Source organism: Pseudofrankia coriaricola (assembly GCF_032027725.1).
Taxonomy (GTDB): Bacteria; Actinomycetota; Actinomycetes; order Frankiales; family Frankiaceae; genus Pseudofrankia.
Genome location: NZ_JASNFO010000087.1, coordinates 1 through 26178, shown reverse-complemented (window position 1 = coordinate 26178; position 26178 = coordinate 1). Strand labels below are relative to the sequence as shown.

Sequence of the window (26178 nt, the reverse complement as noted above, 5' to 3'; positions counted from 1 at the left end):
TGGTGCTGGGGCAGCGGACGTTGACGCTGGGGTCGGTGCGGTCGCGGGTGGAAGGAAGATCGTGAGCTCCAGGTATGTGATCATCGGCGCCGGTGCGGTGGGCGCGAGCGTCGCCGCTCAGCTGACCGAGGCCGGTATCCCGGTGGTGGTGGTCGCGCGCGGCGCGAACCTGACCGCGCTGCGTGAGCACGGGCTGCGCTACCTGCGGCCGGACGGGGAACGGCGGGTGGCGTTCGACGTCGCGGCCGGCCCGGACGAGGTCCGGCTGCGCGCCGGCGACGTGCTGGTGCTCGCGACCAAGTCGCAGGACGCGGAGGCGCTGCTGGCCACCTGGGCCTGGCAGCCAGTCGACGGGGCAGAGCCGGGCCCCGGCGCGGCTCCCGGTGAGGCCGCGGTGGCCGCCGAGGTGCTGCCTGTCGTCCTGCCGCAGAACGGCATCGACAGTGTCCGCAGCGCCCTGCGCCGGTTCACCACCGTGATCGACACGGTGGTCATCATCCCGGCGATCCATCTGCGCCCAGGGGAGGTCGTCTCCCCCGGCACGCCGCAGGTCGGCGGGTTCGTCATCGGGCGCGCGCCGCGCGGCGGCGGTCCCGCCTCGACGCTCGCGGGTGACCGGGCGGCGGAGCAGGTGGCGGCCGACCTGCGGCGCGCCGGGTTCGCCACCACCGTCGTCGACGACATCGGCCGTTACAAGGCCGGCAAGCTGCTCAGCAACCTCGCCTACAACCTCGACGCGGCCGTCGGCCCCGGCCCGTTGCGCGACGCGGCCGTCGCCGCCGTCGTCGACGAGGCGCGGGCCGCGTTCGCCGCGGCCGGCATCGAGCCCGCCGAGCCGATCACGGCTCCTGGCCTGGACCTGACCGGCTGGTCGATCAAGGAGATCTCCGGTTACGAACGCTCCGGCAGTTCCACCTGGCAGAGCCTCGCGCGGGGTGCCTCCGTCGAGTCCGACTACCTCAACGGCGAGATCGTGCTGCTCGCCCGCCTGAACGGGATCGAGGCACCGGTGAACGCGGCGCTCGCCCGCTGGATCGCCGCCGCGGCCCGCCGCGGCGCGGCCCCGTCGTCGTTCGGCGAGGCGGAGCTGGCGGCCGTGCTCACCGCCGCCGGCCGGCCGCTCCCTTTCTCCGCCGCCTCGTCCGCCGCCTCGTCGGCGGGCGGCGGCGGCGCGGCTGAAGGCGTCCCGGCTCCCGCGGCCGTCCTGGTCGACCCCAAGCCGCTGCACGACGAACTGCTCGCCGCCGACCCGCCGCTGCTGCTCGACGTCCGCTGGGCGCTCGGCGACGCGCGCGGGCGTGAGCACCACCGCGCGGGCCACCTGCCGGGCGCCGTCTACGTCGACCTGGAGACCGAGCTCGCCGCGCCGGCGGCCGTTCCCGGGGGGCGTCACCCGCTGCCCGACGCGGCGGCGTTGACCGCCGCCGCCCGCCGCTGGGGCCTGACCGCGGGGCGGCGGGTCGTCGTCTACGACGACAACGGCGGCCAGTCGGCCGCCCGGGCCTGGTGGCTGCTGCGCTGGGCCGGTGTCGGCGACGTGCGCATCCTCGACGGCGCGCTCGCCGCCTGGCGCGCGGCCGACCTGCCGCTGGAGGACGGAGAGGTCACCCCGGCGCCGGGTGACGTGCTGCTGCGGGGCGGCGCGCTGCCGACCGTGGACGCCGCCGGGGCGGCGCGGATCACCGTCGAGGGGATCCTGCTCGACGCCCGCGCCGGCGAGCGCTACCGCGGCGAGCATGAACCCGTCGACCCGCGCGCCGGCCACATCCCGGGGGCCCGCTGCGCGCCGACCGCGGCCAACCTCGACGAGAACGGCCGGTTCCTGCCGCCGGACGAGCTGCGCGCGCGGTTCGGCGCCCTCGGCGCGGGCGAGGGCAACGGGGTGGTCGGCGTCTACTGCGGCTCCGGCGTCACGGCCGCCCATGAGATCGCGGCGCTCGCCGTGGCCGGCATCGACGCCGTGCTCTATCCCGGGTCGTGGTCGGACTGGTCGTCCGACTCGGATCGCCCGGTCGCGACCGGCGCCGGCTGACGGGCTGCCCGACCGACCGGGCACGGCCGCCGGGCATGCCTGACCGAGCATGGCTGGCCGGCCCGGTCACCATGCCCGGTCGCGGGTGACGGAAGGAACGTGGGCGACGGAAGCGGAAGACGATTCCGGTTGTCGTATTATCCGGAGCGCGATTCCGTTTGTCGCCCCCTTCTCGTCCGCCCGCGAACGGAGCCCCATGTCCGCCGAACCCGGCAGCGCCGCGTCATCAAGCCCCGGCGCCGCCACCGGCGACCGCCCGGCCATCGGTGCGCACCCGAATCCGCACACGCCGGGGCGGGGCAACACGACGGTGATCTTCGTCACGCTCGCGCTCGGCGCATCCGCGTACACGGTGCTGCAGTCGCTGGTCCTGCCGGCGCTGCCCGTGATCCAGCACGACCTGCACACCTCGCAGGTGACGGTCTCGTGGCTGCTGACCGCGTTCCTGCTCTCCGCGTCGATCGCCACGCCGATCCTGGGCCGCATCGGCGACCTGTTCGGCAAGCGGCTGATGCTGATGGTCGTCTTCGCCGCGCTCAGCGTCGGCTCGCTGATCTCGGGGCTGAGCGACTCGATCGGTCTGCTCATCCTCGCCCGGGTCATCCAGGGAATGGCCGGCGCGATCTTCCCGCTGTCGTTCGGCATCATCCGCGACGAGTTCCCGGCTGCCAAGGTCCCCGCCGCGATCGGCCTGATGTCCGGCATGCTCGGCATCGGCAGCGGCCTGGGCGTCGTGCTCGCCGGACCGATCGTCGAGTCGCTGGGGTGGCACTGGCTGTTCTGGTTCCCGCTGATGGTGTCCGGGCTCTCGCTGGTCGCGACGATCTTCTTCATCCCCGAGTCGCCAGTGCGGGCGACCGGCTCGGTGAACCTGCCGGCGGCGGGCGCGCTCGCCGCGTGGCTGGTGGCGCTGCTGCTCGGCCTGTCCAAGGGCTCCACCTGGGGCTGGGCCTCGGCCGGCACGATCGGTCTGTTCGTCGCCGCGGTCGCGCTGTTCGCCGTGTGGGTGCTGGTGGAGAGCCGCTCGGCGGTGCCGCTGATCGACCTGCAGGTGATGCGGATCCCGGCGGTGTGGTGGACGAACGCCGCCGCGCTGCTGCTCGGCATCGGGATGTACGCGACGTTCATCGTCGTGCCGCCGATGATGCAGACACCGAAGAGCGTCGGCTACGGCCTCGGCGCGTCGGTGACGCTCTCGGGCCTGTACATGCTGCCGGGCACCGTCGCGATGCTCGTCGTCGGCGTCCTGATCGGCCGGATCACCGAACGGTTCGGCTCGAAACTGCCGCTGGTGGTCGGCTCCGTGGTGGCGGCGGCGGCCTGTGCCCTGCTGGTCGTCGACCACGGCTCGCCGTGGGACTTCATCGTGATGTCGGGCGTGCAGGGCATCGGCATCGGCCTGGCGTTCTCCTCGATGGCCAACCTGATCATCCAGTCCGTGCCGATCGAGACGACCGGCGCCGCCACCGGCATGAACGCCAACATCCGCACCATCGGCGGGTCGATCGGCAGCGGGATCGTCGCGAGCGTGCTCGCCTCCGGCGCCCTGCCGAGCGGATACCCGAAGGAGTCCAGCTACGTCACCAGCCTGGTGCTGCTGGGCGTGGCGACGCTGGCCGCGGCGCTGGCCGGCGCGCTGGTCCCGACCCTGCGGGCCAGGTCGGGTCGGACCGGCGAGACGGCTTCGTCGGCGCCGGCCGCCGCGGCGGCCGGCGAGGCCGTGGCCGCTCCGGCGGCGAGCTGATCAGGTTCTCTGGCCTAGGCTGGTGACATGACCTCCGTGGCCTCGGCGGCGTCGGTCTCGGCCGCGCCGGCTTCGGCGGGGCCGGTCCCGGCGTCCGTCGCACCGGCGCGGACGCCGGCGCGCGCCGAGCGGCTGCGCTGCGACGCGGCGCGCAACCGGGAGCGGGTGCTGGCCGCCGCGCTGGAGCTCTACCGGGAGCACGGCGGCGCGTTCACCGTCGAGGAGGTCGCGAGCCGCGCCGGCGTCGGGATCGGCACCGTCTACCGGCGCTTCCCGACGAAGAACGCGCTGCTCGACGAGCTGGCCCGCCCGTTCTTCGAGCAGCTGCTGACGACCGCCCAGGCCGCCTATGCCCACCCGGAGCCGGCCGAGCGCCTCGAGATGTTCATCCGGGCGATGGCCGAGCAGCACGCCACCGACGGTGTCCGCTCGGGCCGGCTGTGGGACACGGCCGTCGCCCGGCCGCTGCGCGACGAGTACGTGCGCACCCTCGAACTGATCCTCGCCGACGCGAGGGCCTCCGGCCGGGTCCGCGCCGACGTCGGCCCGTACGACGTCGGCGTGGTCGTCTGGTCGGTCACCGGCCTGATCGACGCGACCCAGCACGCCGCCCCGGTGATCTGGCGCCGCTACCTGGACCTGCTCGTCGACGGCCTGCGCCCGGGTGGCGAGCGCCCGCTCGCCACCCGCCCCGTCACGCAGAGCGACTGGGAGCAGCTCGTCTCCGCCAGCCCCGTGCTCCGCCTCGGCTGACGCCGGGCCGCTCCAGCCAGCCAACCTCCGTCAGCCGCTCTCCCCGGCGAGCCGTGTCAGGGAGCGGGGACGATCTCCTTGCCGAGCGGGAGGAGCGACACCGGGATCAGCTTGAAGTTGGCCAGGCCCAGCGGGATGCCGATGATCGTCAGGCACAGCAGGAACCCGGTGACGAGATGGCCGAGCGCCAGCCACCACCCGGCGAAGACCACCCACAGCACGTTGCCGACGAGCGACGGCGCGCCGGCCTCCGGGTCGTCGACCACCGTCCGGCCGAACGGCCAGAGCGCGTAGTTCGCGATCCGCAACGACGCGATCCCGAACGGGATCGTGATGATCAGGATGAAGCAGACCAACGCGGCGACCGTGTAGCCGATCGCCATCCACAGCCCGCAGAGCACCAGCCAGATCAGGTTCAGCACGAGGCGCATCGCGTCCTCCTCTCCTCGGCGTTCCCATCGCCGGCGTTCCCCGGCGCTCCCGTCAGCCCGACGCTCCGGTCAGTCTCGACGCGGCGTCAGTACCGACGCGGCCGTCAGTATTCTGGCCACCGGTCGCGACGTCCACACCGATGTCCGGCATCCGTCAGTGCGCCCGCCTGGCCAGGGCCCTCGGAACGCCGTCACCCGGTACGCCTGGGCCAACGCGGGTACAGGGGAATCATGAGCGACTCGTTCACCCCGCCGACGGCCGAGCGGGAGTCGAGAAGCCGCGCCCGGCAGAAGGCCACGCGACCGCGGCGGAGCCCCGCGTCGCGCCCGTCGTGGTGGCTCGCGGACTGGCTGACCTCGCCGGCGGCATCGCGCGCCCGCCAGGACGCCGACCAGGATCTCGACGCACCGCTGTTCAACGTGACCGAGCCGACGCCGGCCGAGCCGGGCCCGCACCCCGAGCCGGGCCCCCACCTGCCACCCGACCCTACGCCGCCGGAGCCGCCGCACTTCCGGCCCGCATGTCGGCGCCGTGGTGGCACCCGGTCGGCCCACACCCGGTCGCACGGGACGAGGGCCGCCCGGTGAGCGCCGACGGCTTCACCCGCCGAGGCGCCGACAACCCCGGCTCCTGCGATGTCTGCGTCGTCGGCGCCGGGCCCGCCGGGCTGCTGGTCGGGCTGCTGCTCGCCCGCGCGGGAGTGCGGGTGACGGTGCTGGAGAAGCATGCCGACTTCCTGCGCGACTTCCGCGGCGACACGGTCCACCCGTCCACCCTGGACGTGCTCGACGAGCTGGGGCTGGGCGACCGGGTCGACGCCCTGCCGGGCCGGCATGTACACGCGCTAACCGCGACCTTCGCCGACGGCACCTTCCGGGTCGCCGACTTCTCCCGGCTGCGCATCGCGCACCCGTACGTGCTCTTCCTGCCGCAGTGGGACCTGCTGGAGATGCTCGCCGCGGCGGCCGCGGAGTATCCGACCTTCCTGCTGCTGCGGAACCACGAGGCCACCGGCCTGGTCTTCGACACGCCGGGCGGCCCGGCCCGCGGGGTCGTGGCGGCCGCTCCCGCCGCGCCGTCGGGCATGCCGGGGGCCGCACCCCGCCGGGTCGAGATCCGCGCCCGGCTGGTCATCGGGGCGGACGGGCGGCATTCGACGGTGTGCGCGGCTCTGGGCGCCGCCGGGCGCGCGCTCACCCGCCAGGAGTTCGGCGCGCCCATGGACGTGCTGTGGTTCCGGCTGCCGCGCTGGCCCGACGACCCGGAAGGGATCGCGGCGCAGGTCGGTGCCGGCCGGCTGCTGGTGCTCCTCGACCGCGGCCACTACTGGCAGACGGCATACCTCATTCCGAAGGACGGCAGGGAGGAGACGCTCGCGGCCGGGATGGGCGCGCTGCGCGCCGGTATCGCCGCGCTCGCGCCCTGGCTCGCGGGCCGGGTCGGCGCGCTCGCCGACGTCGACGACATCGCCTTCCTGCCCGTGCGGGTCGACCGGCTGCGCCGCTGGCACGCCCCCGGCGTGCTGCTCATCGGCGACGCGGCGCACGCGATGTCGCCGGTCGGCGGGGTCGGGATCAACCTGGCGGTACAGGACGCGGTCGCCGCGGCGCGGATGCTCGCCGGCCCGCTGCGTTCCGGTGCCGGGACGGCCGAGGTGACGAGGGTGCTCCGCGCGTTCCAGCGCCGCCGGTGGTTCCCGACCGCCGGCACCCAGCTGCTGCAGCGCGGGCTCGGCCGCGGCCTGATCGGCCCGGCGCTCGCGGCCGACACGCCGGTGCGGGCACCCCTGTCCGTCCGGCTGCTTGACCGCCAGCCCGCCCTGCGGGGCCTCGCCGGCCGCCTGGTCGGCGTCGGCCTGCGCCCCGAGCACGTGGACATGCCGGTGACGCGTCACCTGCCGACATCCGTGCCAGCCTCGCCGCGCTAGGCCAGGAACGCGGTCAGAGGCCCGGCCTGGCCATACATCGGTATGGGCACCGCCATCGACCCCGGGTCACGCCATCGGTCCGGCTTCGCCGATCGGGGAAGGATCCCGGGCGGTGTCGGCGGGAGTCAGGTCATCGCGCAGGCCCTTGAAGGACGGGTGGCGCATCCGGGCGTCGGGGGTCCAGTGGGCGTACTCGACCTCGGCGACCAGTTCGGGGCGCACCCAGACGGCCTTGCGGGCACGCTGGGCCGGCACGTCCGGGAACGGCGGGGTGTCCTGCCGCAGCGGCTCCAGCAGGCTGGCGAGCAGGTCGAGGGTGGCATCGGAGAAGCCCGTCCCGACGTGCCCGGCGTACCGGAACGCGATCCCGCCGCCGACGTCGCCACCGGTCTCGCCACCCTCCGCTCCACCGAGACGCGCCCCACCGAGACGCGGCCCGCCGGGGTCCGCGACGCCGGGGTCCGCGATGCCGACAAGCAGCGAGCCGATGCGGCCCTCCCGCCGGCCGGCACCCGGTTCCCAGCCGCCGATCACCACGGTCTGGGTGCGGATGTTCTTCGTCTTCACCCAGTCGGCGGCACGCCGGCCGGGCTGGTAGACCGACGAGCGGCGCTTCGCGATGACGCCCTCCAGGCCCGCGGCGGCGCTCGCGCGCAGCACCTCCGGCCCGTCGCCCGGCAGCGTGTCCGACAGCGTCAGCCCCGGGAACTGGGCGAGCAGGTCGCGCCGCTCGTCGAACGACAGGCCGGTCGTGGCGTGCCCCTCGAGGAAGAGCAGGTCGAAGACGAGGTAACTCACCGGGATCTGGCGGGCCAGCCGGCGGGCAGCGCCCGCGTCGGCGACGTGGATCCGGTGCGCCAGCAGGGAGAAGTCGGGCCGGCCATCGGGGCCGAAGGCGACGATCTCGCCGTCGAGCACAGCCTGCGTCGCTCCGAGCGCGGCGCCGACCGGCCTCAGCTCAGGGAACGCGGCCGTCACGTCGCGCCCCGCCCGGCTGCGGGCGCGCACCCGGCCGCCCTCGATGAACGCGAGCACCCGCATCCCGTCCCACTTGACCTCGTACACCCACTCGGGCCCCGACGGCAGCGGACCGGCGACGGCGTACATCGGCTCCAGCGCCGCCGGCATCGGCTCGCGGGTCGGGTCCTGGGGCGGGTCCATCCGGTGCACCATCCAGTCGTCCGGCCCGTACGGCGCGCCGCGGCGCCGGCCCGCCGCGCCGGTCGCACCGGTCTCCCGCCCCGGCCGGCCACCCGCGCGGAAGAAGACGTAACGGCCGCGCACCCGCTCGCCGTGCAGCACGACCTTCACCTTGTCCGCGGTCCAGCTCTCCAGCTCGTAGGTGCCGCGATCCCAGAGTTTCACGGACCCACCGCCGTACTCACCGCGCGGAATGTCGCCCGCGAAGCCCGCGTACTCGAGCGGGTGGTCCTCGGTCTGTTTCGCCAGGTGGTTGGTATGCGGGTCCACCGGCAGCCCCTTCGGCACCGCCCAGGAGACGAGCACCCCGTCGCGTTCCAGCCGGACATCCCAGTGCAGCGCCCGCGCGTGGTGCTCCTGGATGACGAAGGTGTCGCCCCGCCCCGCCTGGTCGTCACCGGTGTGGTCGACCACCCCGCTTTCGCGGTCCCCGCCGCCCGGCGTCTCACCCGGCGTATCACCCGGCGCCTTCTCCGGTGTTTCCCCCGGCGTCGCCGCCGGTCCGGACGCGTTCTCCGGGTGCGCGGCGGGCACCGGCTCGGGGGTGCGCGCCTGGTCGCGCCGGGCGCGATAGGCGTCCAGCGGGCTCGGCTCCTCCCCCGTCATCTCTCCTGCCTACCCCGCCGCGGCGGGGCGCCCGCGGGTGAACGCCCGCCACCTGATCGGCGCGGGTGGCGGTTCCGGTAGAAATGCGCAGGCCGCTCTTCCTTGCGGCGTATGCGAACGAGGTGTGTCATGCCGGACTCCGCCGTTCTGCAGGTGCTCATCGGGCTTGCCCTGGTGTTCGCCGTCTTCAGTGTCGCCGTCTCACGGGTGAACGAGGCCGTGCTCGGCTTTTTCAACTATCGGGGACGCCAGCTGGAGGCCGAGCTGCGCCGCCTCGCCTCGGAGGCCGCCCATCCCGCGGCGCCCTCCCAGGACGGCGCCGCGCCGCCGCGGGACATCACCGCCGAGCTGATGGACGGGCCGCTGCGGGCCATGCGGACCGGCGGGGGCTCCGGTGTCCCCGCCGTCGCCGCGGTGCCGCCGGCCCGCGGCTGGCTGGGCGCCGTCCGGCGGGCCCGCGACCTGCGGCTGCCGACCTATGTCTCGTCGACGGCGTTCGCGCGCGCCGTGCTCGAGATGGTCGAGCCGCCGGCGCGGGCCCTGCTGCACCGCGCCAGCCCAGCCGAGCTCGCCGGGGTCTTCCCGACCGACGTCACCGACGAGCAGCGTGCGGCGTACGCCGCCGCCTACCGCGCCGCCTACGACGGCCTGACCCCGGCGACCGCCCAGGCGCTGCACACGGCGATGCCCGCCAGCTGCGAGTCCGGCCGCGCGGTCACCACCGCGATCGTGGCGCTCCTCGCCCAGTCGCCGGACACGGCGATACTGCCGCTGGGAGCGGAGATCGCCCTGTTGCCGGAGTCGCCGCTCAAGACCGCGCTGACCGCGGCCGCGGCCCGCGTGGGCGCCGACCGGGACAAGCTGGTCGCGGAGCTTGCCCAGTGGTACGACGCCGCGATGGACCGGCTCTCCGGCTGGTACAAACGCCGGGTCGGCAAGTTCCTGCTCGTCTACGCCGTCGTCCTGACCGTCGCGTTCAACCTGGACGCGATCGGCCTGACGCGGGCGCTCTGGCAGGACAGCGCGCTGCGCGCGGTCGCCGTCGCGTCCGCCGAGACCCGCGCGCAGACCTCCACTCCCGCCGACGCGGACGGTTCGGCCGGGGAGCGCCCCGACGAGACGAAGGTGTCGGCGGTGCGCGACATCGGCGCGTTGCAGCTCCCGTTCGGCTGGACCCGCGCCGGCGCGGCCACCGACCCCAGGGCGGTCCCCGACGGCGTCGGGGACTGGGCGCTGAAGGCGCTCGGATGGCTGGTCACCGTCGCGGCCCTGACCGCCGGGGCGCCGTTCTGGTTCGACCTGCTCGGCCGCCTCGTCAACATGCGCTCGACAGGCCCCAAGCCGAAGCCCGCCGCCGCGCAGTAGTAGCGGTCGTAGTGGCGAGCGGCGCCGCGCCCCTCAGGAGGCGGTGAAGCTCACGGGAAGCCCGCGCCGCCGCGCCGGCTCCGCTGGGACGGGGCGCGTGGCTCCGCGACGCCGGTCAGGCCGGGGTGAAGACGACGGGCAGGCTCGTCAGGCCCCGGAACCAGATCGACTCCTCCCAGCGCAGCTCGTCGGCGGGCACGGACAGGCTCAGGTCGGGGAGCCGGTCGAGCAGCACCTCGAGGGCGGTCTCGGCGATGACCTCGGACAGTTCCTGTGCCGGGAACGGGCAGCGGTGCGGGCCGTGGCCGAACGCCAGGTGCGCCTGGTTGCCGCCGACGCCGGCGGTCTGGTCCGGGCGGATGTGCGGGTCGGCGTGCGCGGCCGCGATGCCGAGGACCAGCATGTCGCCGGCCCGGATCTGGTGGTTGCCCAGCTGGCAGGCACGGGCGGCCCAGTACGCGCTCAGGTTCGCCAGCGGCGGCTCCTCCCAGAGGACCTCGCCCATCGCCTGGCCGACGCTGCGCCGCCCGCCGACGAGCGTCGTGGCGAACCGGGTGTCGGTGAGCAGCAGCCGCAGCGTGTTGCCGATCCAGTACGCCGTCGGCTGCTGCCCGCCGCTGACCACGTACTGCACGTCCTCGACCAGCAGGTCGTCCGATGCCGCCAGCGGGTGGTGGACCATCCGGGAGGTGACGTCGAACGTGGGCCGCTCGCGCCGCTGCCGGATCAGGTCGCGCATACGGGCGAGCAGCCGCCCGTAGGCGGCCGGCGCCTCGGCCGTGTAGTCCATCAGGACGATGAGGTCTCGCACCACGGCCGGCGCCTCCGCCAGCGGGATGCCCAGCATCCAGGACACCACGCGCACGGGTATCTGCAGGGCGAACTGGCTCATCAGCTCCGCCCGGCCGTCGGCGGCGAACTCGTCGATCAGCGCGTCGGCGATCCGCTCGCAGCGCGACCGAAGCTCGAGCTGGTCGACGGCGGCCAGCGCGTCGTGGAGCACGGTCGAGCGGTGCTCGTGCTCCCGGCCGCTCGACCGCATGACCGACTCGGTGCCGAGGACCCACCGCTGCGGCCAGTCCGCCGGGACGAGGTCGAGCGCGTTCCACGGCGTCTGCCGGTCGAACAGCTCCGGGCGGGTGAGCACGTAGTGCATCTCCCGGTAGCTGAGCACGAGCCAGACCGGGAGGTCGGCCTCCAGAAGGGCCGGGGCCACGGCGCCGTGCCGCGCCCGCAGCGCCCGGTAGAGCCCGGCCGCGTCCCGGTGGAACTCCTCGCCGTAGAGCCGGGCCGCGCCCACGTGCGCCGGGTAGCGGCTGGCCAAGGCGGCCGCCCGGTCCGGGGCGGTGGTCAGATCAGTCATCGGGTCTCCCCCACCATCCACAACCTGTCATCAACCGAGTTCACCAGCCGCCTCTGGGCGGGCGGACGGCCGTGCGCGGACGTCACGGTGGCGCGGACGGGCCTGTGGGCGCGCCACCTCGCGGGTGTCACAAACGGGTGATGTCCGTCGGGCGGGGCCGACGGACGTCGGGACGCGCCCGACGCCACAGCGCCCGGTCGGTGGCCACGGCCGGCGGGCGGCCCCGGGATCACCCCGGTGGCCCGCCAGCACGCTGTCAGCGGCGGCGGTCAGGCCAGCCCGAAGACCACCGGAAGGGCCGTGAGGCCGCGGATCCAGATCGTCGGCCGCCACACCAGGTCTTCGAGGGGGACCGCCAGGGTCACGTCGGGCAGCCGATCCAGCAGCACCCGGACGGCTGTCTCGGCGATGACCTCGCCGATCTCCTGGGCTGGCAGCGGGCAGCGGTGCTCGCCGTGACCGTAGGACAGGTGGGCCTGGTTGCCGGCGGTCTCGACGATCCCCGATCTCGGGCGGACCCTTGGGTCGGCGTTGGCGGCCGTGACGCTGGGGATCACCATGTCACCGGCCGCCATCTGGTAGCTCCCGAGCTGGCTCGGCCGGGACAGCCAGCGGCCGGTCAGGCTCTGCGCGGGCGTGTCCTCCCACAGCACCTGCGCCATCGCGTCGCCGACGCTGCGCCGCCCGCCGAACATCGTGGCCGCGAACCTCGGGTCGCCGAGCATGAGCCGCAGCGAGTTCCCGATCCACGACGAGACCATCTCGTGCGCGAGCGAGAACACGGTCACCATTTCCTCGAGAAGCTCGCCGTCGGTCAGGGACGCCGGGTGCGTCAACAGGCGCGAGAGCACGTCGAACCCCAGGTTCTCCCGGCGTGCCACCACCTGCCGCTGCAGGCCGGCGCGCCACCGGACGAAGGCCTCCTGGGCGTCGGGGGCGCCGTTCACCACGGTGATGACGTCCCGGGTGAACACGCGGCAGTCGGCTGGCGGGATCCCGAGCACCGCGCCCAAGGCGTGCACCGGCAGGAGCTCCGCGTACTGGCTGATCAGGTCGGCCTCGCCCGTCGGGGCAAACGTGTCGATCAGCTCGTCGGCGATCCGCTCGCACCGGGCCCGCAGCTCGAAGGGGTCCACGGTCAGCCCGTCGTGCAGCACGGTGGACCGGCGCTCGTGCGCGAGGCCGCCGAGCCACACCGCGGTGTCGCGGCCGACGACGATCGGCAGCGCCGGCCAGTCCGACGGGACGAGGTCCCAGGCGTTCCACAGCGTCGAGTCCCGGGTGTACAGCTCGGGGTTCTCCAGGACGTAGGCGAACTCCCGGTAGCCGAGCACGATCCACGCCGGGATGTCACCGTCCATCAGCACGGGGGCCACCGCGCCGTGGCGCGCCCGCAGCTGGTCGTACACCGCCGCCGGGTCGCGGTGGAACTCGTCGCCGTAGAGCCGGGCCGCGCCGACGTGCGCCGGGTAACGGTTCGGCGACGCAGCTGAGCCCGCAGTCTCAAGGGCGACGTTCGCCTCGGTCATCGCGGTCTCCAGTCTGGGTCGTAGCAGTGGTGATGACGGCCGCTCTCGCCGGGCGACCTCGATTCACTGGGGGTGCCCCGCCATCGCGCCGTAGGCGGCGGTGGACAGCGTCAGCACGTGGTTGACCAGCTCGATCAGCACCGTCTTGCTCGACTCGCGGGCGCGGGCGTCGCAGTCGAGTAGCGGCACCTCGGGACTGAGCGACAGCGCGTCGCGCACCTCGTCGAGCGAGTGCGTCGGCGGGCCGAAGTTGTTGCGGGCGACGACGAACGGCACCTTCTGGTGCTCCAGCCGGTCGATCGCGTACCAGGAGTCCTGGACCCGGCGGGTGTCGACCAGCACGACGGCGCCGAGCGTGCCGGCGAACAGCCGGTCCCACAGGAACCAGAACCGCTCCTGGCCGGGCGCGCCGAACAGGTAGAGCACCAGGTGGTCGTCGAGGCTGATCCGGCCGAAGTCGAAGGCGACCGTCGTCGTGCTCTTCCCGCGCAGCCCGGCGGTGTCGTCGATGCCGACCCCCGCCTCGGTCATGACCTCCTCGGTGGACAGCGGGCGGATCTCGCTGACCGCGCGCACCATCGTGGTCTTGCCGACGCCGAACCCACCGACGACGACGATCTTCATGCCTTCGCGGACGGTGTCGCGCAGCGGGGCGAGCATCTGCGGCATGCCAGGGTCGACGCGCCCCGAGAGGCGGGCCAGCCCGGCCAGCGGCGGCGCGGCGATCCTAGAGCCGGCGGAGTCCAACGAGCACCTCTCTCAGCAGCTCTGGGTGGGCGTAAGGGAGTTCGACCGCCGAGCGGCGCGGCGCGGACCTGGCCGGCTGGCGGACGACGATGCGGCCGGCGTCCAGCAGGTCGCACAGCAGGATCCGGGTGACGCTGATCGGCAGGCGCAGGTGGGCGGCGATCTCCACGACGGCGCGCGCGGAGCGGCAGAACCGCAGGATCCCGACGTGCTCCGACTGCATCCCCGGGCTGGGGTCGCACTCCGCGACGACGAGCGTGACCAGGTCGAAGACGTCGGCGTCGGCGCGGCTGCGCCCACCGGTGATCGTGTAGAGCCGGTCCGGGTTCTCCCGGTCGATGTGGCCGCGGGTCACGCCGGAGCCGCCGTGGCCCTCAGGTCACGCGCTGGCGCGCTGAGATACTCGCCGATCTGCTCGACCAGCTCGTTCATGTTGTGGCCGATCACGCCCGCGTCCGCGTCCTCGGTGGCGATGACGGCGAGGTGGGCGCCCTCGCCGGCCTCGACGATGAACAGCAGGCCCCCGTGGAACTCGGTCATGGACTGACGGACCCCGCCGTTGCCGTCACCGAACTCGACGGACGCGCCGTGCGCGAGGCTCTGGATGCCCGACGCGATGGCCGCCAACTGGTCTGCCTGGTCGACGGTGAGCCCGGACGTGCGGCACATCCTCAGACCGTCCCGCGACAGCACCAGCGCGTGCCGGGCACCCGGGGTGCGCTCGAGGAGGCTCTCGAGCAGCCAGTCGAGGTCGCGCTCGTTGGTCTTCATCATCGGGTGTAAGGGCCGCCGCGGGACCGCTGCCCGCGGCCGGTCGGCCCCTGCCTCCTATCTGGCTGTCTGGTCCGGGAACTCGAAGGCCCGGTTCGCCTCCTGGCTGGCGACGGGCGGGGCGTGGGCGTCTGGCGAGCCGGGCGCCGCGTCAGCGCCCGCCTGGTGGCCATGGGCCTTGCCTGACCCGGCCCGCCGGTCTCCCGGACGTCATGGCGCCGCTTCACGGGAGTCGGTGGCGTTGATGGCGTCAGCGGCACCAGCGGCGTCGGTGTCGCCCGCCGGCTGCTGGCCGGCGCTGCCGGTCGGCCCGGTCTCGCCGGACCGGGCACGCGCGCGCGATTGCTGGAACGCGCCGAACCGCTCGCCTGGTGACACCGCGGGAGCGGCCGGGCGGCCGTCCTGACCCGCAGGCGGGCCGCCAGGGGACGTCGCGAGCGCCGCCGCCCGCGCGGCGCCCGCGAGCGTCTCGCCCCGGCCCCGCTTGGGCAGCGGCTCGGGCGTACCCGCCGGGTGCGCCGCGTCCCGCGACGGAGGTGCCGCCGGCGCGGGCTCACCGGGCCGCTCCGCCACTGCCTGCCGGCCGCCGCGCCCGCCGGCCGGCACGCCCGGTGCCGCCGTGACATGTGCCCCGGGCAGCGGCGCACCGTCCGGCCGCGGCTGGGTGATGAGCTGGCGGGGGATGATGACGATCACGCCGGTGCCGCCCCGGGAGGAGGGGCGGAAGGAGACGGTGAGCCCGTACTTGCGGGCGAGCACGCCGACGACGGCCAGGCCGAGGCGTGTGCCGGACAGCGTGGTCAGGTCGAGCGCCTCGGCCGAGACGGCCCGTTCCGCCCGGCGCAGCGCCGCCGGGCCCATGACGAGCCCGCCGTCCTCGACGGTGACGACGAGGCCGGCCTGGACCTCCTCGACGTAGACGTGCACCTCCTCCGACGGCGGGGAGAAGCTGGTGGCGTTGTCCATCAGCTCGGCCAGCGCGTGCATGACGCCCTCGGCCGCGTAGCCGGCGACGGCGGCCGTGCTGGTCGAGTGCAGCCGGACCCGCTGGTAGGCGCTGATCCGGCCGAGCGCGCCGCGCAGGATGCTCTCCATCACGATCGGCTTGGTCCAGCGCCGGCCGGAGCGGGCCCCGGTGAGCACCGCGATGGAGTCGGCGAGCCGGCCGGCCTGGGAGACGCTGTGGTCGAGGCGCAGCAGGTCGCCGAGGACCTCCTCGCTGTGCCGGTCCTCCATGTCGCGCAGGTCGGCGAGCATGCTGGTGGCCAGTGCCTGGACCCGGCCGGCGGCGTTCGCGCAGGCGGCCATCGCGGCGGCGCGCATGCGCTCGCCGCGGCCGACCTCCTCGGCGAGGGTGCGCAGGATTCGCTGCTCGGCGGGGTCGGCCGGCGGTGGCCCGCCCGCCATGGCCTCCTCGGCCGAGACACCGTCGCGGAGCTGGGCGACGATCTTCGGCAGGGTGTCGTCAGCCAGCTGGGCAAGGCCGGCGGCCCGCCGCTCCGTCAGGGCGTCGAGGGCCGCCAACCGCTCGACGAGCCGCGCCGTGCCGTCCGCCTGGCGGATCGCGAGGACCACGATCACGGCCGCGGCGGCCAGGCCCACGAGCACCGCGACTCCGACGGAGACCCGCGCGGACGACGGGGCCGTCGCGACCGCGCACAGCGCGGCGACGGCGACGACCAGCAGCGCGGACAGCAACACGGTGCGGTTCGCGCCGAGGACGGGCTGGCGGCGCGTGGACGTGCCGGCCGGGGTGGACGTGCCAGCCGGGAAGGTGTCGGCCCGCCCGCGAGCGGGCTCGAGTACACGTGGCATCGCGATCAGTTCCTCGTCCAACTCGTCGTCACGGCAGCCCGGGCGGCCGCGGCCACGCCGACGGCGCGGGACCGGGCCGGCGCGGCAAAGAAACCGTCCAACAAAAGCTCAGGATTCGCCGGCGGGCGCGGTGGCCGCGCGGGCCGGCGCTGAATGCGCGGCAAAGGCGCGCCGTGCCTCGCAGGCTTCCCCCACACCGCGACCACTCCTCGGCCATCCGCCGGCCACGCGATGGAGCCGGCCGGCCGCGTGGGCGTCGCCCATATGCCGGCCGTCACCCGATGCTAGGGAGACCACGCGCACCGGCCGCATGCAGCTGGCGCCGCCACCGGCCACCCGGCCACGGCCGAGTGAGTGACATGTGTTCACGTTGTCACGCCGATGGACACTGGGTATTGGCGCGCACCCGTTGGGCGGCCCGGATTGGCCACCGGTGATAATCGGGTGGTCACTCTGAACATCAGAGCCAAACTGTTCCGGAATCGCTGTCAGAGACAGGCCCTCTCACGCATCCGGACATTTCGACGGAACCGACGCGGTGCGCCGGCACTTAGAACTGGACAAATCGGGATCTTCAGCCTTGAGGGGCGTCCCCCTGCATCGGCCGCGCTGACCCGCGCCGCCTCGGCACATTCGTCACAGGCCGCGACCGCCGGCGGCGCGGCCCATGGCTGCGCGCGAACGGGCACGGCCCGCGCCACAACACGGATGCCTACAGTGGAGACACGTCCGGAGTGTCGACGTTTTCTCGTCGTTGCGTCGGCGGCCAACCGTCGTGCCGGGGCGTTCCCCGGCGCGGCCGGGCGCCCGAGATGCCTCGCGGGCACCTGCCCGGACGAGCGGGCGCGCCACGCGACCTCGGTGACGGTGAGTTCGGAGGCGGTGAGCTCGCGAGCGGTTCGAGCCGTCCGAGCGGCACCGGCGGGGCGAGCGGGCGCGGCGGGCCGAGCACCCGCGGCGGGCCGGCGGTCAGGGACCGGCGACGGCGTCCGGCGTCAGCGGGGCAGCAGGCGGCCGGGGCCACCTGGGGCGACGCGCATGGCCTCGGCTGGTAGGCGCCTGCCCGGAGGGAAGAGCGCGAGGACCGACCCGCCGAACCCGCCGCCGACCATGCGCGCGCCGGCAGCGCCGAGGGCCCGCAGGCGCGCCGCCGTCGCCTCCACCTCGGGCACCGACACCTCGTAGAGGTCGCGCAGGCTGGCGTGCGACGCGTCGAGCACCCGGCCGAGCTCGGGCAGGTCGCCGGCCCGCAGCGCCGCCACCGCGAGGCGGACCCGCTCGTTCTCCGCCAGCACGTGGCGCACCCGGCGGCCCAGCGGCTCGGGCAGCCGGCCGGGCGCGTCCTGGTCGGCGTCGCGCAGCGAACCGATCCCGAGCAGCTCGCAGGCGCGGGCGCACTCGGCCCGGCGGGTGTTGTAGCCGGACGCCGCGATGGCGTGCCGGACCCCGGAGTCAACCGTCACCAGCCGCCACCGGCCCAGGTCGAGACGCACCGGCTCGATGCCCGTCGCCGCCGGCTCGGCACCCGGAGTCGCCCGCCCGCCGTCCGCGCCGCTCGCCCGGGCGGCCGACGCGGGCGGCGCGGGCAGCGGGCCGGGAGCGGGAACGCCGCCGGGCGCCTGGCCGGGGGCGGGGATGGCGCCGAGGGCCCGGACGTCCAGACACAGCGCGTGGCCGGGACGGCCGAACAGCGAGGCGGTCTGGTCCAGCAGGCCGGTACGCGCGCCGACCCACTCGTTCTCCACCCGGGACAGCAGCCCGGCGAGCTGGCGACGGTCCGGCTCGCCGTGCCCGCTGTGCGCCAGCAGCGCGAGCGCCAGCGCGACCTCGAGCGCCGCCGACGACGACAGGCCCGCGCCCCGGGGCAGTGTGCCGGTGATCGTCAGGCGCGCGGGACGGATGGAGTACCCGGCCTCGGTAAGCAAGGCGACCACCCCGCGGGCGAACGAGCGCCAGCCCTCGACGCGCGGGGGCGCGACGGCGGGGAACACGTCGTGCGAGCCGATGTCGACGGCGTGCATCCGCATCAGGCCGTCCAGCGAGGGCCGCGCCCGTACCGTGACACCGAGCTCGATCGCGAACGGCAGGCACAGGCCGTCGTTGTAGTCGGTGTGCTCCCCGACGAGGTTGACCCGCCCCGGCCCGAAGGCGACCGCCGTAACCGGCCCCCGTCCGGCGGGCCGGCCGCGACGCATCCTGGAACGGCGTGGCCCGCCCGCCGGCTCGCCAGGCTCTCCGGGACGGGGCGGGACGGAACTGTCCAGCGCGACCTCCGCACTCCTGGCGCCACCACCCCCGGCGGCCTGGCCGTCCGTCATGTCTACGCAACGCCCGACGTTGGCGGGACGATCCACACCCCCACCTGTGGGCACCCCGCCGCGCCCCGACCCGGAACCAGGTGCAGAGCAGGGTCCCTGCCGGATCCGGGGTTCCTGCCGGATCGACGGAGCTTGCGGAGTCGATCTGGGAGGTCCGGAAGCCGATCTGGGAGGTTAGGCTCAGCACGCGGCGGCGCGCAGCAGGGACGCGGCGTGCTCGGGCTCGATGTCGTTGACGTAGACCCCCATCGCGGACTCGCTGCCGGCGAGGTACTTGAGTCTGTCCGGGGCACGCCGGTTGGAGAACACGCGCAGGCGCAGGTGCGCCCAGCGCCGGCCGGCCCGGACGGGGGCCTGCTCCCAGGCGGCGATGTAGGGCATCTTCACGCCGAGCACCCGGTCGAAGCGGCGCAGGACGTCCAGGTAGAGCGACGGGAACTCGGCCCGCTCGTCCTCGTCGAGCGCGGGCAGGTCGGGCACGTGCCGGCGCGGGTAGATCGACACCTCGAACGGCCAGCGGGCGGCGTATGGCACGAACGCGACCCAGGCGTCCGTCGAGGCGACGAGGCGGGCACCGGCCGCCTCCTCGGCGGCGACGGCCTCGCAGTGCTGGCAGCGGCCGAGGCGACGCGCGACGCGGATCATCGCGGACAGCGGCGTCGGGACGAACGGGTAGGCGTAGATCTGGCCGTGCGGGTGGCCGAGCGTCACCCCGATCTCCTCGCCGCGGTTCTCGAAGACGAACACGCTCGCCACGGCGGGCAGGCGGCCCAGTACCGCGGTGCGGTCGGTCCAGGCCGCGAGCACCGTGGCGGCCCGGCGTGGCGTGAGCGCCGCGAACGAGGCGTCGTGGTCGGCGGTGAAGCAGACGACCTCGCAGCGCCCGTCACCGGGCTGGCCGGCGAACGGTCCGGCCCGGTCCCCCCGCCGGGCCTGCCCCGATGCGGACGGGCCGCCCTCGCCGGGGCCGGTCAGGCCCACCGCCGGAAGGCCGACCGCCGGCACGCCGAGGGCGGGGAAACGGTTCTCGAAGACGGCGACGTCGTAGTCCTCGGGGACCTCGGTCTCCCGGGCCGGCCCGCTGGGGCACAGCGGGCAGTCGGCGACCGCCGGCAGATGGGTCCGCCCCTGGCGGTGCGCGGCGATGACCACCCACTCGTCGGTCAGCCGGTCGTGGCGCAGCTGGGACGGCGGCCGGGCCACCGGCGCGAGGCCGCGCCTGTCGGGCTCTCCGCGGCGGCGGCCCGGCTCGTCGTCGAAGTAGATGAGCTCCCGGCCGTCGGACAGCAGCACCGCCGTCCGGGTCGCGCCGGGCGCGGCCGCGTCAGCCGCCGTCACGCCGTCGTCACGGGCTAGACGCTACCGGGACGCCCGATCACATCGACCGGTAGACCTCGGCGCGGGTACCGCTGACCAGCCTGCGCCGGGCGATCAGCCCGACGCCCGCGCACACCAGCAGGACAATCAGGACTACCGGGCCTTCCCGCGCGAACCACGACGTCACCTCCGGCTCGCCGACGAAGAGCACCTCGGGATGCGGCACCGACAGAAACGCCCCGGCGGCGCCGACAGCCATGAGCACCCGGCGGCGCGGCACGCCTCTGGCCATGACCAGCGGGACCATGCCCCAGACGAGGTACCACGGGTAGAGCACCGGCCCGAGCAGGGCGAGGCTGAGCAGCGCGAGGCCGCAGGTGGCCGGGACGTCCCGGCGGCGAACCGTGATGAGCAGCCAGCCGATCAGCAGCGCGGCCCCGGCCATCCCGGCGGCGCGGGCGAGGCCGAGAAGGTCGCTGCCCGGCAGCGCGGGGCCCGGTGTGTCGGTCACGATGGCGAGCAGGTTGGCGAGCGCAGACACGGGCGAGTAGAGACTCAGCCCGTGCGACGGTGTCGACGTGGCACGTACCCAGCCCAGCCCGTCGGGCACGAGCAGCAGCGACAGCACGGTCGCCGTCGCGGCGATCACGGCGAGGTCACGGATCATGGCCGTGAGCACCCGCGCCACGGGTCCCCTCGTCGACGGGCCGGGCAGGGCCCAGCGCCGGTCCGTACCGCCGCCGCCGACCCAGCGCACCGGCGCCGAGGCGGTGATCGCCGCGGCGAGCCGCCGGCCGAGGGCGAGCCCGCGCCCGGCCAGGCTCCCGGTCGCCGTCCGTGTCCTGACGGGGGCACCCGGCGATGGCCCATCCGCGGGGTTCGGCGCCGATTCCGGCTCTGGCTCCGGCTCCGCCGCGGCGGCCGGGCCGACCGCGAGATCGGCCCAGCGGCGGGCCAGCAGCACGACCATGATCATTGCGGCCGGCCACTTGGTCAGGGCGGCGGCGGTGAGCAGGGCGAGGCCGAGCCCGACCCGCCCGCGCAGCGCGGCCAGCAGCCCGGCCGCGGCCAGCGCCATCATCACCGCCTCGAGGTGGACGGCGCCGAGCAGTTCCAGCAGCACGACCGGCCCGCCGACGCCGGCGGCGAGCGCCCACGGGCGGCGGTGCGCGGGCACCGCGCGGACCAGGCACCAGGCCAGCGCCGCGACCGCGACGGTGGTCACGACCCGCAGCAGGATGACCGACCGGACGACCCGGCCACCCGTCAGCGCGGTGACCGCGTGGAAGAGCCCCAGGCCGACGGGGCCATACGGCGACGGGGTGTCCTGCCAGATCGGGTCGGCGGCCAGCGCCGCCGGGTGGCTGCCGAGCAGCGCGGGCCCCGCCGCATAGGGGTCGAGCCCGGCGGAAAGCATCGCCCCCTGGGCCACGTAGCTGTAGACGTCGAGGCTGAGGATCGGCGGGCCGAACAGCGGCGCGGCCGACCAGCAGCAGATCAGCGCCGCGACGCCGCGCAGGGACAACTCGCCGCGCTGGCTGCGCCGGCACGCCCACCACCAGGCGCCGACGAGCAGGGTCGCGCCAAGGAGCAGCACCACCGGCAGCAGCGACGGCTTGTCAGTCGCGACGGGGTCGAGCAGCCCGAACCAGGCCGTCGGCGGGCGCACCACGGGGCCGAGCGCGAGGCGCCCGCCGGTGATGACGACGAGGGTGGCACCCAGGGCGCCGACCGCCCCGGCGAGCACGAGCGCACCGAGGTGCCGCGCCCGGCGCCCACGCGCGCTCGCCCCGTCGCCCCGCGCCCCGCCGGTCGGCGCGCCGTCGCCCCGCGCGCTGTGGGTCGGCGCGCTGTCGGTCGGCGCGCTGTCGGTCGGCGCGCTGTCGGTCGGCACGCTGTGGGTCGGTGCGCTGTCGGTCGGCGCGCTGCCGGTGACCGTTGGCGCGCTGCCGGAGCCGATCGGCGCGTCGCCGGTGACAGGCCACGCGCCGTCGGCCCCGGTTCCGCCGGCGTTCGCCACGTCACGGACGTCGCGACCCCTGGTCTGCCTGTCCGGCCTGGTATCTCCCATCGCGACGAGAACGCTGCCAGCCATGCCGCACGCCCAGACGGCGCCGGAGCGGACCCGGAATGAACAGACCGGAACCGGAGAGGTCACCACCATCGTCGACGTGATACCCGTCACCTTGACCGCGAGGCCACGAGCATCGGGTCACAGCTCGACCACGGATCGCGCGAATCTCGCCGCACGGGTGAAGCCAGCGACACGGAGCGCGATATCGACGCCCAGTCCCTCCTCTAACCTCGGTGATGGACGTCGAGACTCGGTGATGGACGTCGAGAACTGGTCGACGCGCCCGCCTGCGCGCAGGGCGAAAGGAGACGCCACGTGACGAGGGCCCCGGCTGCCGCGGGGGACATCCCGGCCCCCAGGGCGGCGCCCGCCACCGTCATCCCGCCCGGCGACGTGTCATCCGCGTCCGCCGCCGCACTCGCCGCCGCCACGGCCGTCGGCGCGGCGAGCCCCACGGTGGACGTCCTCGACCCGGCGGTCCTCGACCCGGCTGTCCTCGACCCGGCCATCCCCGGCCCCGCCCGTCCCGGCGCGGCCGACGCCGACGCCGACGCCGACGCGGCCCGTCCCCGCGTGCTCGGTCCCGATCCGGCCGGTTTCGACGTGCGTGAGTACCTCGACGGCCTCGGTGCGTTCCTCGCCGGTGTCGCGAACGTCGTCATGCAGCTGAGCTGGGCGCCCGTCGGCCACGGCGTGGTGGAGAGCCGGGTGGCCGGCGGCCGGCTGACCCACCACCCGGTGAAGCGCTTCCGCACCACGCTGACCTACGTCGCCGTCTCCATGCTCGGCAGCGACGAGGAGCGGGCCCGCTACCGGGACGCGGTCAACGCGGCGCACCGGCAGGTCCGCTCCACCTCGGCGAGCTCCGTCCGCTACAACGCGCTGTGGCCGGAACTGCAGCTCTGGGTCGCGGCGTGCATGTACCAGGGCGCGGTCGACGTCCACACCCGGCTGCACGGCCCGATCGAGCCGCCGGCGGCGGACGCGTTCTACCGGCACGCCGCCCGCTTCGGCACGACCCTGCAGGTGCGCCAGCCGATGTGGCCCACCGACCGGGTCGCGTTCGACCTGTACTGGGAGGAGGCGCTCGGCCGGGTCGCGATGGACCCGACCGTCCGCGCCTACCTGCACGGCCTGGTGACCGGCCGTGGGATGCGCTGGCCGTTCAGCCTGGGCCCGCGGCGCCTCGTGGTGTTCGTGACGACCGGTTTCCTGCCGCCCAGGTTCCGCGAGGAGATGGGGCTGGCCTGGTCGGCGGCCGACCAGGCCAGGTTCGACCGGACGCTGCGCCGGCTAGGCGCCGTCCAGCGCCGCCTGCCCCGGTTCGCCCGCCTCTTCCCCTACAACGTGCTGCTCCTGGACATGCGCCTGCGCCGCCGGCTTGGCCAGCGGCTGGTCTGACTGCCCCAGCCGCTGGCCGTTCGCCGCATGGCCGTTCAGCTACGCCGCGGAGCCGCTCAGCCCGCGTGGACGGGGGCGCCGGCGGCGGCCACGTCCGACTTCCGCGCCTTGACCAGGATCACGACGGTGACCAGCGCGGCCGCCATCAGCACGGCGCTCCAGAGGAATGCCGTGGTGTAGCCCTCGATCTGGGACTGCGCCTGCGCGGCCGGGCCGATGCCGTGGCTGCCCAGGTAGTTCGTCACGACGGTCGCGTAGACGGTGTTGAGCAGCGCGATGCCGAGCGAGCCACCGACCTGCTGGGTCGTGTTGACCAGGGCGCTCGCGACGCCGGCGTCGTGGTCCGCCACGCCGATCAGCGACAGGCTCGACATCGGGACGAACGCCATGCCCATGCCGAGGCTGATCAGGAGCTCCGCCGGCAGGACGTGGGAGGCGTAGCCGGTGTGCAGCCCGACCTGGGTGAGCAGCAGCAGGCCGACCACCGCCATCACGCCGCCCACGACCATGGGCGACTTCGGGCCGACGCGCGGCAGCAGCTGGCTCGCGATGGCCGCCCCGAAGATGATCCCACCGCTGAACGGCAGGAAGGCGAACCCGCTGCGCAGCGCGCTGTAGCCGAGCGTCTGCTGGAAGTAGAACGTCATGAACAGGAACATCGCCAGCAGCGCCGCGCCGAAGAACAGCGACGCGAGGAAGGAGCCGCCGCGGTTGCGCTCGAGCACGACCCGCATCGGCAGCAGCGGCTTCGCCGTGCGCAGCTCGATCACGACGAACGCCGCGCACAGCACGACCGCCGCCACCAGCAGGGAGACGGTCACCGCCGAGCCCCAGCCGTCGTCGGCCGCCTTGGTGAACCCGTACACCAGGGCGACCAGGCCGAGGGTGATCGTCGTCGCGCCCGGGATGTCGTAGCTCGGCTTGCCCTCGGCGCGGCTCTCGCGCACGACCGAGATCGCGGCGACGGCCGTGACCACCGCGATCGGGACGTTGACGAACAGGCACCAGCGCCAGGAGGTGTACTCGGTGAGCAGGCCGCCGACGATCAGGCCGATCGCGGCGCCGCCGCCGGAGATGCCGCCGTAGACGCCGAACGCGCGGGCGCGCTCCTTGCCGTCGGTGAACGTCACCGTGATGAGCGAGAGCGCGGCCGGCGCGAGCACCGCTGCGCAGGCGCCCTGCAGGGCGCGGGCGGCGAACAGCATCGCCGCGTTCGGGGCGAACCCGCCGAGCGCGGAGGCGGCGGCGAAGCCGAACAGGCCCCAGATGAAGGCCCGCTTGCGCCCGGCGAAGTCGGCGATCCGCCCGCCGAGCAGCAGCAGGCCGCCGAAGGCGAGCGTGTAGGCGGTCATGACCCACTGCCGGTTGGCGGTGGAGATGTCCAGCGCGGCCTGCGCGTGCGGGAGCGCGAGCGTCACGATCGAGCCGTCGAGCACGACCATGAGCTGGGCGACGGCGATGACGGCGAGCGCGATCCAGCGGCGTGGGTCGGGCTCGCCGGCCGCCCCATGGGCGGACGCCTCGGCGACCGGCGCCGCGGCGGCGGTGACCGCCGCGGCCGCAGCGGCGGGCTGGGCCGGGATCACCGGCGCGCCGGTCCTCTGATCGCCGCCGTCGCCCGACGATGTGACGTCGGTGGTTGTGGTCACTGTGTCTCCGTGTCTTCTGGAGAGGGCTCCGGAGGCGCGAGGGAGAGCATCGTCGCGTCTTCTCGGCCGGGGGCGAAGGTCTTCTCCTGCGGACCGGGGTGTCTCCGGCACGCGGGGCTGCCCGGGTGGGGCCGTCTCGAGCGAGGTCCGCGGTCGCGCGGCCCTCCCGTGAACACGCCGCCCGCGTCGGCCTGGGTGGCCGGGCGTTCGGCGCGCGGCAGGGGACTGGAATGCCGCCGTGGACGTCGGTGGTTGGCAGTGGTCGGAGCGAACGCCCGGCTACGGGCCGCCAGTGGGTCAGACCGACGGTAGTTCGCTTCCAGATAGTACGGCATCGAACAGAGCTGGCATCAAACTATCGTGATCAACTACACTCACGTCATGAAGGCCCGCACCCACGGCGCCGACGCGGGCACGCGCACCGACGACGCCCCGCTCACCGGCTACGGCCCGGACACCAGCGCCATGGCCAGCACCGACATGGCCTCCCTGGACGACGTGCCGGAGCCCGAGGACTTCTGCATCGCCCCGGAAGGCGCCGCACCAGAGGTTGGACCGGACCAGGTCGACGAATTCATCGAAGCCTGGCGCCTGGAACGCCCGGACCTCGACCTCGGCACCCTCGGCGCCCTCGGCTGCTTCGCCCGGATGAAGTGGCTGACCAAGAACCTCGCGGCGATGGCCGAGCAGGTCATGCGCCGGCACGGGCTGAACGCCGGCGAGTTCGACGTGCTCGCGGCGCTGCGCCGTTCCGGACCGCGGTGCACGCTCATCCCGTCGCAGTTGTCGGCGCTGCTGATGATGTCACGCGCCGGCATGACCAACCGGCTGGACCGGCTGGAGGCGGCGGGCCTGGTCGAGCGGGCCCTGGACCCCGCCGACCGGCGCAGCTTCCGGGTCCGGCTCACCGACAAGGGCCGCGCCGTCATCGACGCGGCGGTCACCGAACACGCCCAGCTCGTCAACCGGTTGGACGCGGTGCTCTCCCCCGACCAGCGCGCCAGCCTCGACGAGGCCCTGCGGGCGCTGCTACGCGCCTTCCCGTAGGTTCGGGCGATGGCGGAACGGCTGGACGGCACGGTGGCGCTCGTGACCGGCGCGAGCAGCGGCATCGGCGAGGCGGCGGCGCGCGAGC

General features: G+C 74.7%; 20 protein-coding genes. 8 read left to right on the top strand and 12 right to left on the bottom strand.

Features of this window, described 5'->3' with window-relative positions; translation table 11 throughout:
• The first annotated feature begins 61 nt into the window (after window positions 1–61).
• The 3 genes from QOZ89_RS36425 to QOZ89_RS36415 all read left to right on the top strand — a co-directional run bounded on the left by QOZ89_RS36425 (window position 62) and on the right by QOZ89_RS36415 (window position 4529).
• Window positions 62–2032, top strand: coding sequence for a rhodanese-like domain-containing protein (locus QOZ89_RS36425; RefSeq protein WP_071051980.1), 1971 nt, complete (start codon window positions 62–64; stop codon window positions 2030–2032).
• Window positions 2033–2228: 196 nt separating this feature from the next.
• On the top strand, window positions 2229–3776 hold the full coding sequence (locus QOZ89_RS36420) for an MFS transporter (RefSeq protein WP_083419478.1): 1548 nt from the start codon (window positions 2229–2231) through the stop codon (window positions 3774–3776).
• A gap of 27 nt (window positions 3777–3803) precedes the next feature.
• Window positions 3804–4529, top strand: coding sequence for a TetR/AcrR family transcriptional regulator (locus tag QOZ89_RS36415; RefSeq protein ID WP_083419479.1), 726 nt, complete (start codon window positions 3804–3806; stop codon window positions 4527–4529).
• A 56-nt stretch (window positions 4530–4585) separates the two neighbouring features.
• Here the strand turns inward: QOZ89_RS36415 and QOZ89_RS36410 are convergent, their stop codons facing one another.
• Entirely contained in the window at window positions 4586–4960 is a 375-nt protein-coding gene (locus QOZ89_RS36410) for a YccF domain-containing protein (RefSeq protein ID WP_071051981.1), read from the bottom strand.
• A gap of 231 nt (window positions 4961–5191) precedes the next feature.
• On the opposite strand from QOZ89_RS36410, the gene QOZ89_RS36405 reads away from it, so the two are divergent.
• A complete protein-coding gene (locus QOZ89_RS36405) occupies window positions 5192–5548 on the top strand; it encodes a hypothetical protein (protein WP_071051982.1) in 357 nt (118 codons plus the stop codon).
• Window positions 5545–6888 carry an FAD-dependent oxidoreductase gene (locus QOZ89_RS36400; protein ID WP_071051983.1) on the top strand — a complete coding sequence of 448 codons (1344 nt, stop codon included), beginning with the start codon at window positions 5545–5547 and terminating at the stop codon, window positions 6886–6888. Before QOZ89_RS36405 ends, QOZ89_RS36400 begins: the two co-directional genes overlap by 4 nt.
• Window positions 6889–6954: 66 nt before the next feature.
• On the opposite strand, the gene QOZ89_RS36395 is transcribed toward QOZ89_RS36400, so the two are convergent.
• Window positions 6955–8694, bottom strand: a complete 1740-nt coding sequence (locus tag QOZ89_RS36395) for a DNA polymerase ligase N-terminal domain-containing protein (protein ID WP_071051984.1) — start codon at window positions 8692–8694, stop codon at window positions 6955–6957.
• A gap of 129 nt (window positions 8695–8823) precedes the next feature.
• On the opposite strand from QOZ89_RS36395, the gene QOZ89_RS36390 reads away from it, so the two are divergent.
• The gene (locus tag QOZ89_RS36390) at window positions 8824–10059 is read left to right on the top strand and encodes a hypothetical protein (protein WP_071051985.1); all 1236 of its coding nucleotides are present in this window, start codon (window positions 8824–8826) and stop codon (window positions 10057–10059) included.
• A 115-nt stretch (window positions 10060–10174) separates the two neighbouring features.
• Here the strand turns inward: QOZ89_RS36390 and QOZ89_RS36385 are convergent, their stop codons facing one another.
• From QOZ89_RS36385 to mptB, 9 genes are all read right to left on the bottom strand, one after another.
• Window positions 10175–11422, bottom strand: a complete 1248-nt coding sequence (locus QOZ89_RS36385; protein WP_071051986.1) for a cytochrome P450 family protein — start codon at window positions 11420–11422, stop codon at window positions 10175–10177.
• A gap of 269 nt (window positions 11423–11691) precedes the next feature.
• A complete protein-coding gene (locus QOZ89_RS36380) occupies window positions 11692–12951 on the bottom strand; it encodes a cytochrome P450 family protein (protein WP_071051987.1) in 1260 nt (419 codons plus the stop codon).
• A gap of 63 nt (window positions 12952–13014) precedes the next feature.
• Entirely contained in the window at window positions 13015–13698 is a 684-nt protein-coding gene (locus tag QOZ89_RS36375) for a GTP-binding protein (protein ID WP_491677183.1), read from the bottom strand.
• Window positions 13679–14053 (bottom strand): DUF742 domain-containing protein, encoded by a 375-nt coding sequence (locus tag QOZ89_RS36370; RefSeq protein WP_071051988.1) that lies wholly within the window; start codon window positions 14051–14053, stop codon window positions 13679–13681. Before QOZ89_RS36370 ends, QOZ89_RS36375 begins: the two co-directional genes overlap by 20 nt.
• Complete coding sequence (locus QOZ89_RS36365) at window positions 14050–14469, bottom strand: roadblock/LC7 domain-containing protein (protein ID WP_198543478.1); 420 nt, start codon at window positions 14467–14469, stop codon at window positions 14050–14052. The genes QOZ89_RS36370 and QOZ89_RS36365 overlap by 4 nt, the downstream gene beginning before the upstream one ends.
• Window positions 14470–14679: 210 nt before the next feature.
• Complete coding sequence (locus QOZ89_RS36360) at window positions 14680–16284, bottom strand: ATP-binding protein (protein WP_083419494.1); 1605 nt, start codon at window positions 16282–16284, stop codon at window positions 14680–14682.
• Between the two features lie 995 nt (window positions 16285–17279).
• Entirely contained in the window at window positions 17280–18602 is a 1323-nt protein-coding gene (locus QOZ89_RS36355; RefSeq protein WP_083419481.1) for a galactokinase, read from the bottom strand.
• Between the two features lie 180 nt (window positions 18603–18782).
• The gene (gene galT, locus QOZ89_RS36350) at window positions 18783–19940 is read right to left on the bottom strand and encodes a galactose-1-phosphate uridylyltransferase (protein WP_071051991.1); all 1158 of its coding nucleotides are present in this window, start codon (window positions 19938–19940) and stop codon (window positions 18783–18785) included.
• Window positions 19941–19977: 37 nt separating this feature from the next.
• Window positions 19978–22014: a polyprenol phosphomannose-dependent alpha 1,6 mannosyltransferase MptB gene (mptB, locus tag QOZ89_RS36345; RefSeq protein ID WP_241842137.1), complete on the bottom strand. Its 2037-nt coding sequence runs from the start codon at window positions 22012–22014 to the stop codon at window positions 19978–19980.
• 294 nt (window positions 22015–22308) lie between these two features.
• On the opposite strand from mptB, the gene QOZ89_RS36340 reads away from it, so the two are divergent.
• Window positions 22309–23394 (top strand): oxygenase MpaB family protein, encoded by a 1086-nt coding sequence (locus QOZ89_RS36340; protein WP_241842138.1) that lies wholly within the window; start codon window positions 22309–22311, stop codon window positions 23392–23394.
• A gap of 56 nt (window positions 23395–23450) precedes the next feature.
• Here the strand turns inward: QOZ89_RS36340 and QOZ89_RS36335 are convergent, their stop codons facing one another.
• Entirely contained in the window at window positions 23451–25043 is a 1593-nt protein-coding gene (locus QOZ89_RS36335; protein WP_083419482.1) for an MFS transporter, read from the bottom strand.
• Window positions 25044–25403: 360 nt separating this feature from the next.
• Here QOZ89_RS36335 and QOZ89_RS36330 point away from each other — a divergent pair, with 360 nt between their 5' ends.
• Window positions 25404–26090, top strand: a complete 687-nt coding sequence (locus QOZ89_RS36330) for a MarR family winged helix-turn-helix transcriptional regulator (RefSeq protein ID WP_241842139.1) — start codon at window positions 25404–25406, stop codon at window positions 26088–26090.
• Window positions 26091–26178: the final 88 nt, after the last annotated feature.